Below are 15,299 nucleotides of genomic sequence, written 5' to 3'. Positions count from 1 at the left end.
AGCTTAGTACTTACGGTTCGGGAATTCCTTGGCGGCCACCTCGGCAGGGAACACGCCTTCCACCGTCGTGATACGCGCTGGCACGGGCTTGCCGGCCACCACATCGCGGGCGATGGACATCAGTTGCGGACCCAGCAGCGGGCTGCACTCGACGGTGACATTCAGCTTGCCGGCGATCATGGCCTCGAACGCGCCTTTGACGCCATCGATCGAGATGATGATGATGTCCTTGCCCGGTTTCATGCCCGCTTCTTCGATGGCCTGGATGGCGCCGATGGCCATGTCGTCATTGTGCGCGTACAGCACGTTGATCTTCTTGCCTTCGGCCTTGAGGAAGGCTTCCATCACTTCCTTGCCCTTGGCGCGCGTAAAGTCGCCCGTTTGCGAACGGATGATCTTCATCTTCGGATTCTTGCCCACCACTTCCAGGAAGCCCGCCTTGCGGTCGATGGCCGGGGCGGAGCCCACCGTGCCTTGCAGCTCGACGATGTTCAGGGTGGCGTCCGGGGTTTTCTTGGCATGCTCGAGCAGCCATTGGCCGGCGCGGCGGCCCTCTTCCACGAAGTCGGAACCGATGAAGGTCACGTACAGCGATTTGTCGGCCACGTTGACGGCGCGGTCCGTCAGAATGACGGGAATCTTGGCAGCCTTGGCTTCGCGCAAGACGGTATCCCAGCCGGACTCCACGACCGGCGAGAAGGCGATGACGTCGACCTTTTGCGCGATGAACGAGCGCAGCGCCTTGACCTGGTTTTCCTGCTTTTGCTGGGCATCGGCAAATTTCAGGGTGACGCCATCTTTCTTGGCGGCATCCTTGATGGAGACGGTATTGGCGGTGCGCCATTCGCTTTCGGCGCCCACCTGCGAAAAGCCCATGACGAGGGGCTTGGCGGCGAAAGCGGAAGAAGTAGCGGACAGTGCGAGCAGCATGGCGCTGGCGAGGAGTGTGCGGCGTGTCAATTTCATTCTTGTCTCCAGTTTTTTTGGAATACCATCACAGCCGGATGCCGGATGGGCGGTTTTTTATGAACCCATGGTAGGAGAAAGCAACATAGCCATCCAATCAATTCTTTTTCGCTTGCGATACCGATTTGCGTATCGGTATCGCCAGCAGAGTCCCTCTTCCCTCAGCGCAGCAGGCGCAGTCCGTACAGGCCGCCCGCCACGGAATCCTTGCCAGCGACAAATTTCACGCGCAATTTACCCTTGGCGGCCGCTACCAAGGCCGCAGGCACGGCAATATCGACCGTATGCAGCTCTTGCGGCGCATCGGCCGCCACGGCGACCGTCTCGACCTTGATGCCGTTGATCAGGACGTCAAAGACGCGGCCCGCATCCAGGGTGGACAGGGTCAGGCGCAGGGTTTTCGCTTCGGCTTGCGGGTCGCTCAGTTCATAGCTGAACCAGCCTGTCGCATGGCGCCAGTGCCTGCCCTTGTTGACGCCGTTTTCTCCCCCTTCCGCCTGGAAGAAATGATCAGATTCCGGCTGCTGCTGCCCGGGCGCCACCTGGTCGATGGTTTGCGCATCGAGCGCCAGGCGCTGCGCTTCGGCTTGCCCGGTGGTTTCCTGCAGCTGCGCCATCCTGGCCGGCGTGGACACGGGCCAGTACAGCATGTAGCGAGAGTCATGCAGGCGGAAGAACGGGATCAGTTTTATCTTCGCCGCATCCTTGCCCTGGATCAACCCGGGTGCCGTAAACGTCAGCGGCTGGCCCTTCACGGGGCGGATTCTCCGCATGAAATCCTTCTCATCGCTGACGAACAGGGGCGACGATTCCAACGGACACACTTGCCCCTGGGCGATATGGCCCATGCGCGAGTCGTCGGCAAAGTAATTCAGGGCTTCATTGGCGAACGGCTGCGTCCTGGCGGCCAGCACGATGGGGCCATGCAGCACGGCATAGTAATTCGACTGGTCCGGCATCTGCTCCAGGCGCGTCGTCATCGGCAGTACCACGTCGATGGTGTCGCCGGACTTCCAGGCCCGCGTGATGGTCACGTAGTCACCGGGCACGCCGTTCACGCGCAGGGACTTGCCGTTGAGCTTCAGGCGCAGCTTGCCTTTGGCTACCCACTGCGGGTAGCGGATCTTCATGCTGAAGGTTTTATTGCCCTGCACGGTAATGCGCGTCGTATCCTTGTCAGGAAACTGCGTGCTCTGGATAATCTTCACACCCTGCTCTTTCCAGTCCAGCGTGGACGCCATGAACAGGTTCACGTACAGGGCGTCGCCTTCGTGCGCGTAGATGAACTCGCCATACTTAGCCTGGCTTTCGATGCCGGATCCCACGCAGCACCACATGCCCTTGTCCACTTGCGAATACACGCGGTAGTGGTTCGGGCGCATGGGCGTGAAATACACGAAGCCGCCCGTGCCCGGGCGCTGCGACGACAGGATATGGTTGTACAGGGCGCGCTCGTAGTAATCCGCGTAGCGCACCTGCCCATCGCGGCGGAACAGCTGCTCCGTGAGCTTGAGCATATTGTAGGTATTGCACGTTTCCGGCCCTTCGACCTCTTCCACCATAGCGGAAAAATCGTGCTCGTCGTGGAAATGCTCCTTGACGCTATTGCCGCCGATGGCCACCGTGCGCTTGTCGTGCACGGTTTGCCAAAAGAATGTGGCCGCCTGCTGCCAGTCGCGCCGGCCTGTCAGCGCGCCGATGCGCTCGAAGCCGATCACCTTCGGGATCTGCGTATTCGCATGCAGGCCGGCAGCTTGTCCTGCTGCGCCGCCAAAGGCTGCAAGATCGCCTGGTGCGAAAAGCGCACGGCCAGGTCCATGTAGCGCTGCTCGCCCGTCATGGCGTAGACGTCGGCCAGTACTTCGTTCATGCCGCCATGTTCGGCGCGCAGCATCGCTTGCATCTGCGCATCGGTGAGCGAGGCCGACAGTTTCACGGCCCAGTCCGACAAGGCGATCAGCATGGCCTTCGCTTCATGATTGCCAGCGTAGTGATACGCGTCGCGCAAGCCGGCGAACACCTTGTGCAGGTTGTACCACGGCACCCATTTACCGTTGACGGAGAAAGTGTCGGCCTGCAGTTCGCCCTTGGCGATGGCTTGCCAGGCGGCATTGCCGTCGGGAATGCCGCCCAGATAGCCGTTGCCATTGGCATCCTGGCATTTCTTCAATTCCACCAGCATGTAGTCGAGGCGTTCGCGCGCCTGCGCGTCGCCCGTCGATGCCACCATCAGCGCCAGCGCGGACAGGTAATGCCCGCCCATGTGGCCGTCCAGTCCAGTCGATTCCCAGTTGCCATAGCTGGGCTGCGGCTGCGGCAAGCCCGCCTCGCGGCGAAACGGCGCCAGCAATTTGTCCGGATCGAACGCCAGCAGATAGTGCAAGTCCGTCGTTTGCGCATCGAGAAACGGCCCCGCTTTCAAGCGCACGGACGCGAGGGGAAACAGCTCGGCTGCCTGCACCGCAGGCGCGAACAGGCCGCCAGCGGCCAGCGCCAGCGTCAACAAGGTCTTGTGCATGGGCGCCCTCAGGGTTTGGCGGCCGGCAGTTGGCGGCTTTGATAGCGGTTCAAGTCGCGCGCATCGACCTGCGGCCAGCCATCCTTGTCCCACGTCATGGGCAGGATCTTGAGCTTCTGCAAGTAATTGTCCGCCGTCTCATACGCGTGCAGCACCAGGTAATCCTTGCCATCGAAGGTGTAGGCACTGTTGTGGCCCAGGCCCTTCCAGTCCTTGTCGCCTTGCAGCAGCACCGTGCCGCCACCCTGCGCCATGTCGCGGCCATCCTTGTCCAGGTACGGCCCCGTCACGCTGTTGGCGCGTCCCACGGCCAGGTGGTAGGTACTTTTTTCCTTCTGGCAGCACAGGCCCCAGGAAACGAAGAGGAAGTAATCCTTGCCACGCTGGAAGATAAACGGCGCTTCGATTTCCTCCGGTGCGGGCTTGAATTCGCCGGCCCTTGGCGGCAAGGGCACGCGTCGCGCCAGGGAGTGCCACTCTTGCGGTTCCGCAATACGGGTCCAGTCGGGCGTCAGTTTTACCAGCTTGATGCCATTCCAGAACGAGCCGAACGACATCCATGGCGTGCCCTTGGCATCGGTGATGATGTTCGAATCGATGGCGTTCCACTCGTCGCGCTCGGGCACGGATTGCAGCAGCATGCCCTGGTCGACCCAGCGGTAGTCGGGCGAACGGGGATTCAAGGTGGTGTTGACGGTCACGCCGATGCCGGACGTGTTCTTGCCGAAGCCGGACACGGAGTAATACAGGTAATATTTTCCGTCATGGAATTGTACGTCGGGCGCCCAGATATGGTCGTCAAAACCGGGAGCGGCTGTTTTTGCCCACGTGGGCTGGCCCGCGAAGACGCGCCCTTCGGGCTGCCAGTCGACCATGTTTTTCGAACTGTAAAAGGTGATGCCGGGACCCGTGCTGTACAGATAATACGTGTCGCCTTCCCTGGCCATCACGGGGTCGTGCACGCTGACCTGGGCCGCGTGCGCGGCAGCCATGATCGCCAGGGTGCCCAGGATGGCAGCCATGCCGCGGGTCAATGTATGCATCGTCTACTCCGATATGAATGGGCCGGCCCATCATGCGGGCCGGCCGGATGAATGACAAGGGGTGAAGACTATTCGACAGCCACCACCACGACGGCCTTGGCGGGCACCGACACGGTCAGCTTGCCGCCTTGCGCCTTGGCATTGAACGCCACCGGTTGTACGGCTTGCGGTTGCGCAAAGCTGTTGACGGCATCCATCTTGCCTGCGGTCAGCACGCGGCCATTCACGGCTGTCACTTTTTGACCTGCCAGCGCCACGCTCACGTCGACAGCCTTGTGCGGGTTGGTATTCACCAAGGACAAGTACACCTTGCCATCCTTGGCGCGCGCTGCCGAGGCGCTGACTTCAGGAATGCTGACCTTGCCCAGGCTGTACTTGCCATTGCCATTGATGGCGACCGGTAACGATGTGGCATCCTGGAACGGCACGTACATTTCAAACGCGTGATACGTGGGCGTGAGGAAATATTTATCCTTGTCCGTGATGATCATCGCTTGCAGCACGTTGACCATTTGCGCGATATTCGTCATGCGCACGCGGTCTGCATGGGCGTGGAAAATATTGAAGTTCAGGGCGGCGACGAGCGCATCGCGCAAGCTGTTTTGCTGGAACAAGAAACCCGTGTTGGTGCCCGGCTCCACGTCGTACCAGGTGCCCCATTCATCGACGTACAAGCCCGTCTTTTTCGATGGGTCGTTCTTGTCGATGGCGGCGAGATTGTTCTTGATCAAGCTATCGATGCGCAAGGTGCGGCTCAGGGTGGAAATCCACTCATTTTCACCAAAGCCCGTGGCGGCGCCCTTCTTTTCCCACACGCCGGTCGGCACCGTGTAGTAATGAAAACTGATGGCGTCCATCATGTTCGGCTTGATTTCCCGGCTCAGGGTGCTGGACCAGCTGATGTCGTCGTCATTGCCGCCGCTGGCGATGAATTTCGGGCGCGCGCTTTCCGGCGTCTTCATGAAGGTGTGATAGTGCTTGTACAGGTCGGCGTAGTATTGCGGGCGCATATTGCCGCCGCAACCCCAGGCTTCATTGCCGATGCCAAAGTAATCGACTTTATACGGCTGGGCGCGGCCATTCTTGCGGCGCAGCTCAGCCAGGGTGGACTTGCTGTCCGACGTCATGTATTCGAGCCATTCGGACATTTCCTGCGGCGTGCCGGAACCGAGGTTGCCGTTGATGTAGGTTTGCGCGCCCAGCAGCTCGGCCAGGTCGAAGAATTCGTGCGTGCCGACGGCGTTCGACTCTTCCACGCCGCCCCAGTTGGTATTGACCTTGGTCGGACGCTGGGCGCGCGCGCCGATGCCATCCTTCCAGTGATATTCATCGGCAAAGCAGCCGCCCGGCCAGCGGACCAGGGGCACGCGCAACTGCTTCAGCGCGCCCAGCACGTCATTGCGCCAGCCCTTGGTGTTCGGAATGGGCGAGTCCGGCCCCACCCACATGCCTTCGTAGATACCGGTACCCAGGTGCTCGGCGAACTGACCGTACACGTTCTTGTTGATCACGGGACCGGGCTTGGCCACGTCGATGGTGACGCTGACGGGCGCGGCAAAGGCGCTGCAGACGGCCATGGCCAGGCTGAAGGCCACGATGCTGGTGTTGATACATTTCATGCTGTCTCCTGTTTTTAAGTGAAAAGCAAGGGCCGGGATCAAGCCGGCAATGGATGTGGCGATGCCTCTCCTGCCGCAGGGTTGGGGCGGCAAGAGCGGTATTTCAAAGGAGGGGGATGGCTGCGGGCAAACCCGCGGCCGACAAAACGCCCAGGGCTAGGCGCAGGGTCGCAGACAGTACGCTAGTACGGCAAGACCCTGCAACAACGCCCTGGACGTTTTGTCAGACCCAGCCGGCGTCGACGATGAATTCTTGGGACGAGCACATGGCGCCGTCATCCGAGGCCAGGAACAGCACCATGGCGGCGATGTCCTGCGGCATCAGCTTGCTTGGCAAGCATTGGCTTTTCTTGATTTCCACTTCGGCCGCGTCGTCTACCCACAGGTCGATCTGGCGCTGCGTCATGACCCAGCCCGGCGTGACCGTGTTGACGCGGATATTGTGGGCGCCATAATCGCGCGCCAGGCCCCGCGTCAGGCCCACGACGGCGGCCTTGGTGGTGGCATACACGGGGTAGCCGCCCGACTTCATGTGCCAGGAAATCGAGCTGACATTGATGATGGAACCGCCGCCCTTGCGCTTCATGCCTTCGAAGACGGCCTGGCACGTGAAGAACATCGGACGTTGATTGATCGCAATGCGCTCGTTCCAGTATTCCAGGGTGACGTCCTGCGCCTGGTGACGCTGGTCGTTGGCGGCATTGTTGACGAGGATATCGAAGTCGCCCAGCGCGCCTGCCAGTTCGGCCATGACGGCTTGCAAGGAACCAATATCCGTGATGTCGCAATGGCGGAACAAGGGCGCCGTCAGGCCCGCTTCGGCCAGGCGGCGGCACAGGGCCTCGCTCGCTTCCACGGCGATATCGACAAACGCCACCAACGCGCCCTGGGCGGCAAATTCCGCCACCAGGGATTCGCCGATGCCGCTGCCGCCACCCGTGATGAACACGCGCTTGCCCTGCAAGCTGCCATATTTCGCCAATTGCTTCATCTTGTCTCCACCTGTTTATTTTTTATATACAACGTGCAACACAAGCTGGCGCGGCAAGACCCGTTGGCCCCGCCGCGCAGCAGGTTTTAGTCCTTGCCCAGCACGCCATCGTGACGGCGCCAGATCCCCAGCGGATTATCATCGCGCAACGACTCCGGCAGCAAGTCCTGCAGCAGGTTCTGGTACGACACGGGACGCAGGAAGCGGTTGATGGCTGCCGTGCCCACGGACGTGCTGCGGCCATCGGACGTGGCCGGGAACGGGCCGCCGTGCACCATGGCCGTCGACACTTCCACGCCGGTGGGGAAACCGTTGGCCAGGATGCGGCCCACGCGGCGTTCCAGCACAGGCAGCAGTCGGCGCGCATCTTCCAGGTCGCCCGCATCCATCTGCAGGGTGGCCGTCAGCTGGCCTTCCAGGCTTTCCGTGATCGCCAGCAACTGTTGCATGTCGCGGCAAGCCACCAGCAGGGAGGCGGGGCCGAAGACTTCGTCGCGCAAGTCATGCTTGGCCAAAAACGCTTCGCCCGAAGTGACGAACAGGGCGGCGGCGCCCTTGCCTTCGTCGCCCGTATTTTGCACCAGCGGCGTCACATCGGCGTGCTGCGCCAGGGCGGCGACGCCCTTGGCATAGCTGCTGGCAATACCAGCCGTCAACATGGTGGCGGCAGGCGCCGGTGCCAGCGCTTCGGCGGCAGCGGCGGCAAAGGCCGTAAAGTCGGCGCCTTCCAGGCCCAGCACGAGGCCGGGATTGGTGCAGAACTGGCCCACACCCATGGTCAGCGAGGCGGCAAAACCGCTGGCGATTGCCGCGCCGCGGGCGGCCAAGGCTTGCGGCAGCACAAACACGGGGTTGATGCTGCTCATTTCCGCATACACGGGGATCGGTTGCGGACGTTCTGCCGCCACCTTCATCAGGGCGATGCCGCCCGAACGCGAACCCGTAAAGCCCACGGCCTGGATGGCCGGATGGGCCACCAACGCCTGGCCGATGCCATTGCCCGTTCCCGTCAGCAAGGCAAACACGCCGGCCGGCAGCTTGCAAATAGAGATCGCTTGCACGATGGCGCGCGCCACCAGCTCCGACGTGCCAGGGTGGGCCGAGTGGGCTTTCAGGACGACGGGGCAGCCGGCAGCCAAGGCCGAGGCCGTATCGCCACCGGCGACGGAGAAGGCCAGTGGAAAGTTACTGGCCGCAAACACGGCGACGGGGCCCAGGCCGATCATGCGCAAGCGCAAGTCAGGACGCGGCGGCACGCGGTCAGGCAGCGGGCTGTCGATGCGCGCATCCGTCCACGAGCCTTCGCGCAGCAAGCCGGCGAACAGTTTCAGCTGACCGACCGTGCGGCCACGTTCGCCTTCCAGGCGCGCGCGCGGCAAGCCGCTTTCCGTCATGGCGCGCACGATCAGGTCATCGCCCAGTTCGAGGATTTGCGCGGCAATGGTGTCGAGGAAATCGGCGCGTTCCGCATCCGTGGTGGCACGGAACGGGTCGAACGCGGCTTGCGCCAGGCGGCAGGCTGCGTCGATTTGCTCTACGTCAACCATGTGGAAGGCAGGCGCGATGTGCGCGCGCGCGGCCGGGTCCCAGGCTTGGAAGGAGCCGCCATTGCCCTGGACGGCAACGCCGCCGATCAATGCATCACCGGTGATATTGAAACTCATAATGTGCTCACTTTCGCAAATTCGGTTGGGAAGACGTCGAGGCGGTTGCGCAAGGCAGGGCCAAAGGCCGGCGCTTCGATTTCAAAGGTTTCGCCCGGCGCCACGCTCACGCCATCGGCAAAGCTCAGGGTGGCCGTACCGAAGAAGTGCACATGCACGTCGCCAGGGCGCTTGAACAGCGGATACTTGAAGTGGTGGTGTTCCAGGTTGGCAATCGTGTGCGACATATTCTCTTCGCCGCTGACAAACGCCTTTTCCCAGCGCACATTGCCAGCCGCATCGAGCACGCGCGAGGCGCCGGCGATGTGCGCGGGCAATTCACCCACCAGCAGGGCCGGCCCGACGCTGCAGGCACGCAGTTTCGAGTGGGCCAGGTACAGATAGTTCTGGCGTTCCGTGATGTGGTCCGAGAATTCATTGCCGATGGCGTAGCCGACGCGGTAGGGCTGGCCATCGTCGCCGATCACGTACAGGCCGGCGATTTCCGGCTCCTCGCCGCCATCGAGGGCAAAGTCCGGCATGCGCAGCGGCTGGCCGCCAGCGCGCACGATGGAACCGTCGCCTTTGTAGAACCATTCCGGCTGGGCGCCGGCCGTGCCGTCAGTCGGCTTGCCGCCTTCCACGCCCAGGCGGAACATTTTCATGGAGTCGCTGAGGGACTCCGCATCGCCGCCGATCTTCTTGTGCATGGCGTCGCGCGCGCCGGCGCTGCCCAGGTGGGTCAGGCCCGTGCCCGTCACGTAGCAGTGCGCTTCGTCCGCGTGGTCCAGCGGCGGCAGCACACGGCCGCCGGCGGCCACGTCCGCATAGGAATGCGTGGTGTTGCCGACGGTAGCATTGACCAGTTCCGCCAGGTTGACCTTCTTGCGGATGGCGTCTTGCGCCAGCGCATATGTCGTGTTGTAGCCTTCGATGACGCGGATCTGGTCGTCTTGCAGCAGGCCGACCAGGCGGCCGCCATGTTCATTCGTAAATTGCAGCAACAGCATGGGATTCTCCGCTTAGTGTGAGTGGCGCGGCACGGCGGAACCGCGATTGCCGACCAGGAAGTCGAAATCGCAGCCTTCATCGGCCTGCAACACGTGTTCGATGTACAGCTGCTGGTAGCCGCTCTTCGGTCCGGGCGCGCTGCCCAGTTCGCGGGCCGCCAGGCGCTCGGCGATTTCCGCGTCGCTGATGTCGATATTCAGGCTGCCGTTGTGGCAATCGAGGGCGATCATGTCGCCATCGCGCACGATACCCAGCGGGCCGCCCGCCATGGCTTCCGGCGCCACGTGCAAGACGACGGTGCCGTAGGCGGTGCCGCTCATGCGCGCATCCGAGATGCGCACCATGTCGGTGATGCCTTGCGCCAGCAGTTTCGGCGGCAAGCCCATGTTGCCCACTTCAGCCATGCCCGGATAGCCTTTCGGACCGCAGTTCTTCATCACCAGCACGGAGTTCGCATCCACATCCAGATCCGGATCAACGATGCGGGCCTTGTAATGCTCGAAATCTTCGAACACGACAGCCTTGCCGCGGTGCTGCATCAGGTGCGGCGAAGCGGCCGACGGTTTCAGCACGGCGCCGCGTGGCGCCAGGTTGCCGCGCAGCACACAGATGCCGCCATCGGCCAGCAGCGGGTTGTCCAAGGTGCGCACCACTTCATCGTTGTAGATCGGCGCTTCGACGCAGTTGTCCCACAGCGACTTGCCGTTGACGGTCAGCGCATTCTTGTGCGGCAGCAAGTCGCCCTCGCCCAGGCGGCGTATCACGGCCGGCAAGCCGCCCGCATAGTAAAACTCTTCCATCAGGAAACGGCCCGACGGCAGCAGGTCGACGATGGTCGGCGTGCCGCGGCCTACCTTGGTCCAGTCTTCCAGCTCCAGCGGCACGCCGATGCGGCCGGCAATCGCTTTCAGGTGAATCACGGCATTGGTCGAGCCGCCGATGGCGGCGTTGACCTTGATGGCATTTTCAAACGCTTCGCGCGTCAGCACTTTCGACAGGCGCAGGTCTTCGTGCACCATTTCGACGATGCGGATGCCCGACATATGCGCCAGCACGTAGCGGCGCGAATCGACGGCAGGGATGGCCGCGTTGTGCGGCAGCGAGGTCCCCAGCGCTTCGGCCATGCTGGCCATGGTCGAGGCAGTACCCATGGTGTTGCAGGTACCGGCCGAGCGCGACATGCCCGATTCGGCCGACATGAACTGGTGCAAGGTGATGGAACCGGCCTTCATCTGCTCGTGCAGCTGCCACACGGCCGTACCGGAACCGATATCCTTGCCATTCAGTTTGCCGTTCAGCATGGGGCCGCCGCTGACGACGATGGTGGGGATGTCGACGCTGGCCGCGCCCATCAGCAGCGCTGGCGTGGTCTTGTCGCAGCCGACCAGCAGCACGACGGCGTCCATCGGATTGCCGCGGATCGATTCTTCCACATCCATCGAGGCCAGGTTGCGCGTCAGCATGGCCGTCGGGCGCAAATTCGATTCGCCATTCGAGAAGACAGGGAATTCCACCGGGAAACCGCCCGCTTCCAGGATGCCGCGCTTGACGTGTTCGGCCAACTGGCGGAAATGGGCGTTGCAGGGTGTCAGTTCGGACCAGGTATTGCAGATGCCGATGATCGGCTTGCCGTGAAACTCGTGGTCAGGTATGCCCTGGTTTTTCATCCAGCTGCGGTACATGAAGCCGTTCTTGTCCTGCGAGCCGAACCACTCGGCAGAGCGCAGGGCAACCTTCTTTTTTGTCTCAGACATGCCATTCTCCTGGTTGTGCTATGCCGGATCTAATGTCGTCGGCCCGGGCAGCGATGTTGGAATACTAAAGAATCCTGCCATGCCTTTCCAATCAATTTTTAATGCGTTCCGATATCGAAAACGATATCAGAATCCCCCAATGAAAACGCCCTGCGCGCACGTGGCGGCAGGGCGCAGGCTGTTTTGGCCGGGGTGCTTACTCGGCGGAAAAGCGATACACGGTTTGTGTCCGATACTCCTGACCCGGCCGCAAAATGGTACTGGGGAAGTGGGACTGGTTCGGCGAATCCGGGAAATGCTGGGTTTCCAGGCATAGCGCGCTGCGATAACTGTTGGCGCGCAGCTTGCCGGGCTGGCTGCCGTCGAGGAAATTGCCCGAATAAAACTGGACACCGGGCTCCTGCGTGTACACCTGCATCACCCTGCCCGACTGCGGATCGCGCACCGTGGCGGCCAGCTTCAGCCCTTGCTCCGCCTGTTGATTCAGCACGAAGTTATGGTCATAGCCACGGCCGATGCCCAGCTGCTCATGCGGCAGGGCGATGCTGTCGCCGATGATGCTGCTCTGGCGCAAGTCAAACGGCGTGCCGGCCACGTCCGCCAGCTCACCCGTGGGGATCGACCCCGCGTCCACGGGCAGGTAGCGGTCCGCGTTGATGGACAGCGCGTGGCCGAGGATATCGCCCTGCCCCGCCAGATTGAAATAGCTGTGGTTGGTCAAGTTGACGGGCGTGGCCTGGTCCGTGATGGCATGGTAGCGCAGGCTCAGCGCATTGTCGTTGTCCAGTTCGTACACGACGGTGACGTCCAGCTTGCCCGGGTAGCCGTCTTCGCCGTGCGGGCTGCTGCGCGTGAACGTGACGCCGACCACATCATCCCTGGTGAACGGCTCGGCCTGCCACATGACCTGGTGAAAGCCCTGATTGCCACCATGCAAGTGGTTTGGCGCATTGTTGACGGCCAGCTGGTAATCCTTGCCGTCGAGGCTGAAACGCCCCTGCGCGATGCGGTTGCCGAAGCGGCCGATGACGGCGCCCAGGAAAGCGCTGTTGTGCAGATACGGTTCGATGCGCTCGAAACCGAGCACCACGTCGGCAAAGCTGCCGTCGCGATCCGGCACGTGGATTTCGCTGATGATGGCGCCAAAGTCGAGCACCTTGACTTGCATGCCCTGGCGGTTCGTCAGGGTAAATACGCTGACGTGCTGGCCATCGGGCAGGATGCCGAACGGCGCTTGCGTCACTGAAACAGAATCAACTGGGGTCATGGCGTCGGGTCCGTAACGTTACAGGGTCGATGAGCGGCCAAACACGGGCATGCCTTGCGCATCCCAGCGCAGCGGTTTGACAAACGTGTGGCGATCCGGGTTCCACAGAGGGTCGCCGACGATTTCCGTGTAGGTGCGGGCATGGTACACCAGCAATACGCCGTCGCCGTCGTCGGCCGTCGTGAAGCTGTTATGACCAGGGCCGTAGATGCCGTGCTCATAGCAGGTGGCAAACACGGGCTCGGGCGACTTGCTCCACGAAAACGGGTCAAGCAAGTCGGCGGACGCGTCGGCCCACAGCAAGCCCATCGCGTAGTTTTCATCGGTGGCGCTGGCCGAATAGCTGATGAAGATCTTGCCGTTGCGTTTCAGCACGGACGGTCCCTCGTTGACCCAGAAGCCGCGGATTTCCCAGTCGAATTCCGGTTTGCTCAGCATCACGGGCGGGCCGGCCAGCTGCCACGGCGTGGCCATCGGCGCGATGTACAGGTTGGAATTGCCTTCGATGGCGACATCTTTCTGCGCCCACAGGTAGTACAGCACGCCGTCGTGCTCGAACGTGGTGGCGTCCAGGCAAAAGGTGTCGATGCCCGTGTCGATCTGCCCCATGAATTCCCATTCGCCTTCGAGCGGATTGGCGTTGGTATTGCGGATCGCATACATGCGGTGCTGGAACAATTTATGTTTGATCTCGCGGCTCGGCGCGGCAGCGAAATACACATACCAGGCGCCCTGGTTGAAGTGCAGTTCCGGCGCCCATACCAGTTCGCTGTACGGCCCCGTTTCCGGCTTGTGCCACACGTCGACCGTTTGCGCGTCCGCCAGGCCGGCGATGCTGTCGGCGCGGCGCAGTTCGATGCGGTCGTACTGCGGCACGGAGGCCGTAAAGTAATAATAGCCGTCGCTGTGGCGATAGATATGCGGGTCAGCGCGCTGTTCGATCAGCGGTTTCAGTACTTCAACCATAAGCACTCCAAATCATTTCATTAGATAAAATTAGTTTGCCTTACAACACCTGAGAAAACCGTAGCGAGCGGAAGGGAGAGGTGGCTAAGAAGCGCAACCGTACTCTAGTACGGTGAGCATCGCAGGCCGCCTATACCGACGCGCAGTAGGTTAGCTCAGGTGTCCTCATGCGGCGACGTAGCCACGCTTGTGCATTTCGGTTTTCACGCCCGTGTAATAGCTGTCGCTGATGCGGTACTTGAACATCAACAAGCCCATCAGCAAGTGAAAAAAGCCGGGGATGATCGACAGCATCAGGGCGATGCCGTTCAGGGCGAATTGCGTTTGCTCATGGTTGGGCTGGTAGTCGAAATACGCGAGCAGCACGCCCACCAGACCGCCCGCCACCGCCATGCCCGCCTTCTGGCAGACGGAAATGCCGCCAAAGGCGAAGCCGGAGACGCGCTTGCCCGTCTTGACTTGACCGTAATCAATGGTTTCCGCAATGGCCGACCAGAACACGGGCGCATGCAAGTCCACCACAAAGGACAGCAGGAAATACAGGGCGAAGGCCAGCACGGTGTCGCTCGGCTTCACAAAGAAATAGATCGCCAGACTGATCAGCGCGACGCCGATCTGCGTGTAGCGGAACAATTTCACCTTGCAATAGAACTTGGTGATCCAGGTCGAAGCGATCATGGCCAGGATGGCGGCCACCACGCCCGTCGTGAGGAAGGCGGCCACCGTTTCCGTGCTGCCGCCCAGATAGTATTTTGCGTAATAAATGGCGACCGAGCCGCGCACCACATAGCCGATGGTGCCCGTGACGCACACGCCGCACAGCACCAGCCACTGGTCGTTCTGCAGCAGCACTTTCAATTGCGCCAGCAACGATTGCTTTTCCACCACGTGCACAACCCGCTCGGTGGTGGAGAAATAGCAGAACAGGAACAGAGCCACGCCCATGACGGCCATCACGGCCATGGCCGCCTGGTAGCCGACGGCCGGGTTGCCGCCGCCCCAGCGCTGCGACAGGACCGGCACGACGATGGTCACCATGAAGGCGCCGATCTTGGCGAAGAACAGGCGGTAGCCGTTGGCCGACAGGCGGTCCTGCGGGTCGCTGGTCAAGCCGCTGATCAGGGAAATATAGGGAATGCCCACGCCGGCCGTCATGATGGTCATCAGGATATACGTGGAATATGCCCAGATCAGCTTGGCGTCATACTGCCATTCGGGCGTGCTGAAGACAAAGAAGACGCTGACGCCATACGGCACGGCCAGCCACAGCAGGTACGGCCGGTAGCGTCCCGAGGCAAAGCTGTAGCGGTCGGTGATCTGGCCCATGACCAGGTCGGCGATGGCGCCGATGACTTTCACGGCCACGAACAGCAGGGCCAGGTCGGTGGTTTTCAAGCCATAGATATCGGTATAGAAAAAGGTGATGATCAGCATCATCGACGAGATGACGACATTGAGCGCCATGTCGCCGGCGCCGAAGCCGACCTTTTCAACGGTGGATAATTTTTGCGTCTCCATGCT

General features: G+C 61.8%; 11 protein-coding genes and 1 pseudogene. All 12 read right to left on the bottom strand.

Annotated features, from left to right (window positions below; all coding sequences use genetic code 11):
• Positions 1-3: 3 nt before the first annotated feature.
• The 12 genes and pseudogenes from JAB1_RS11245 to JAB1_RS11195 all read right to left on the bottom strand — a co-directional run bounded on the left by JAB1_RS11245 (position 4) and on the right by JAB1_RS11195 (position 15,296).
• Positions 4-966 (bottom strand): ABC transporter substrate-binding protein, encoded by a 963-nt coding sequence (locus JAB1_RS11245; protein WP_034783686.1) that lies wholly within the window; start codon positions 964-966, stop codon positions 4-6.
• Positions 967-1,127: 161 nt separating this feature from the next.
• Entirely contained in the window at positions 1,128-1,925 is a 798-nt protein-coding gene (locus JAB1_RS30265; RefSeq protein ID WP_343215989.1) for a DUF6805 domain-containing protein, read from the bottom strand.
• A gap of 78 nt (positions 1,926-2,003) precedes the next feature.
• Positions 2,004-3,484, bottom strand: a pseudogene (locus JAB1_RS11240) (glycoside hydrolase family 127 protein); the annotation flags it as partial.
• A gap of 8 nt (positions 3,485-3,492) precedes the next feature.
• Positions 3,493-4,527 carry an arabinan endo-1,5-alpha-L-arabinosidase gene (locus JAB1_RS11235; RefSeq protein WP_254672055.1) on the bottom strand — a complete coding sequence of 345 codons (1,035 nt, stop codon included), beginning with the start codon at positions 4,525-4,527 and terminating at the stop codon, positions 3,493-3,495.
• Between the two features lie 68 nt (positions 4,528-4,595).
• Positions 4,596-6,146: an alpha-L-arabinofuranosidase C-terminal domain-containing protein gene (locus JAB1_RS11230; RefSeq protein ID WP_070279990.1), complete on the bottom strand. Its 1,551-nt coding sequence runs from the start codon at positions 6,144-6,146 to the stop codon at positions 4,596-4,598.
• Positions 6,147-6,369: 223 nt separating this feature from the next.
• Positions 6,370-7,137 carry an SDR family oxidoreductase gene (locus tag JAB1_RS11225; protein ID WP_070279989.1) on the bottom strand — a complete coding sequence of 256 codons (768 nt, stop codon included), beginning with the start codon at positions 7,135-7,137 and terminating at the stop codon, positions 6,370-6,372.
• 86 nt (positions 7,138-7,223) lie between these two features.
• Positions 7,224-8,801 (bottom strand): aldehyde dehydrogenase (NADP(+)), encoded by a 1,578-nt coding sequence (locus JAB1_RS11220; protein ID WP_070279988.1) that lies wholly within the window; start codon positions 8,799-8,801, stop codon positions 7,224-7,226.
• Positions 8,798-9,790: an AraD1 family protein gene (gene araD1 / locus JAB1_RS11215; RefSeq protein WP_070279987.1), complete on the bottom strand. Its 993-nt coding sequence runs from the start codon at positions 9,788-9,790 to the stop codon at positions 8,798-8,800. Before araD1 ends, JAB1_RS11220 begins: the two co-directional genes overlap by 4 nt.
• 12 nt (positions 9,791-9,802) lie before the next feature.
• Positions 9,803-11,545: an IlvD/Edd family dehydratase gene (locus JAB1_RS11210; RefSeq protein ID WP_034752921.1), complete on the bottom strand. Its 1,743-nt coding sequence runs from the start codon at positions 11,543-11,545 to the stop codon at positions 9,803-9,805.
• Positions 11,546-11,741: 196 nt separating this feature from the next.
• Positions 11,742-12,812: an aldose epimerase family protein gene (locus JAB1_RS11205; protein WP_070279986.1), complete on the bottom strand. Its 1,071-nt coding sequence runs from the start codon at positions 12,810-12,812 to the stop codon at positions 11,742-11,744.
• An 18-nt stretch (positions 12,813-12,830) separates the two neighbouring features.
• Positions 12,831-13,778, bottom strand: coding sequence for a glycoside hydrolase family 43 protein (locus JAB1_RS11200; RefSeq protein WP_034783695.1), 948 nt, complete (start codon positions 13,776-13,778; stop codon positions 12,831-12,833).
• A gap of 165 nt (positions 13,779-13,943) precedes the next feature.
• Entirely contained in the window at positions 13,944-15,296 is a 1,353-nt protein-coding gene (locus JAB1_RS11195; RefSeq protein WP_070279985.1) for an MFS transporter, read from the bottom strand.
• Positions 15,297-15,299: the final 3 nt, after the last annotated feature.

This window comes from Janthinobacterium sp. MP5059B, from assembly GCF_001758645.1.
In the GTDB taxonomy this organism is placed as follows: domain Bacteria; phylum Pseudomonadota; class Gammaproteobacteria; order Burkholderiales; family Burkholderiaceae_D; genus Janthinobacterium; species Janthinobacterium lividum.
This window is presented reverse-complemented; position numbering and strand designations above follow the sequence as displayed.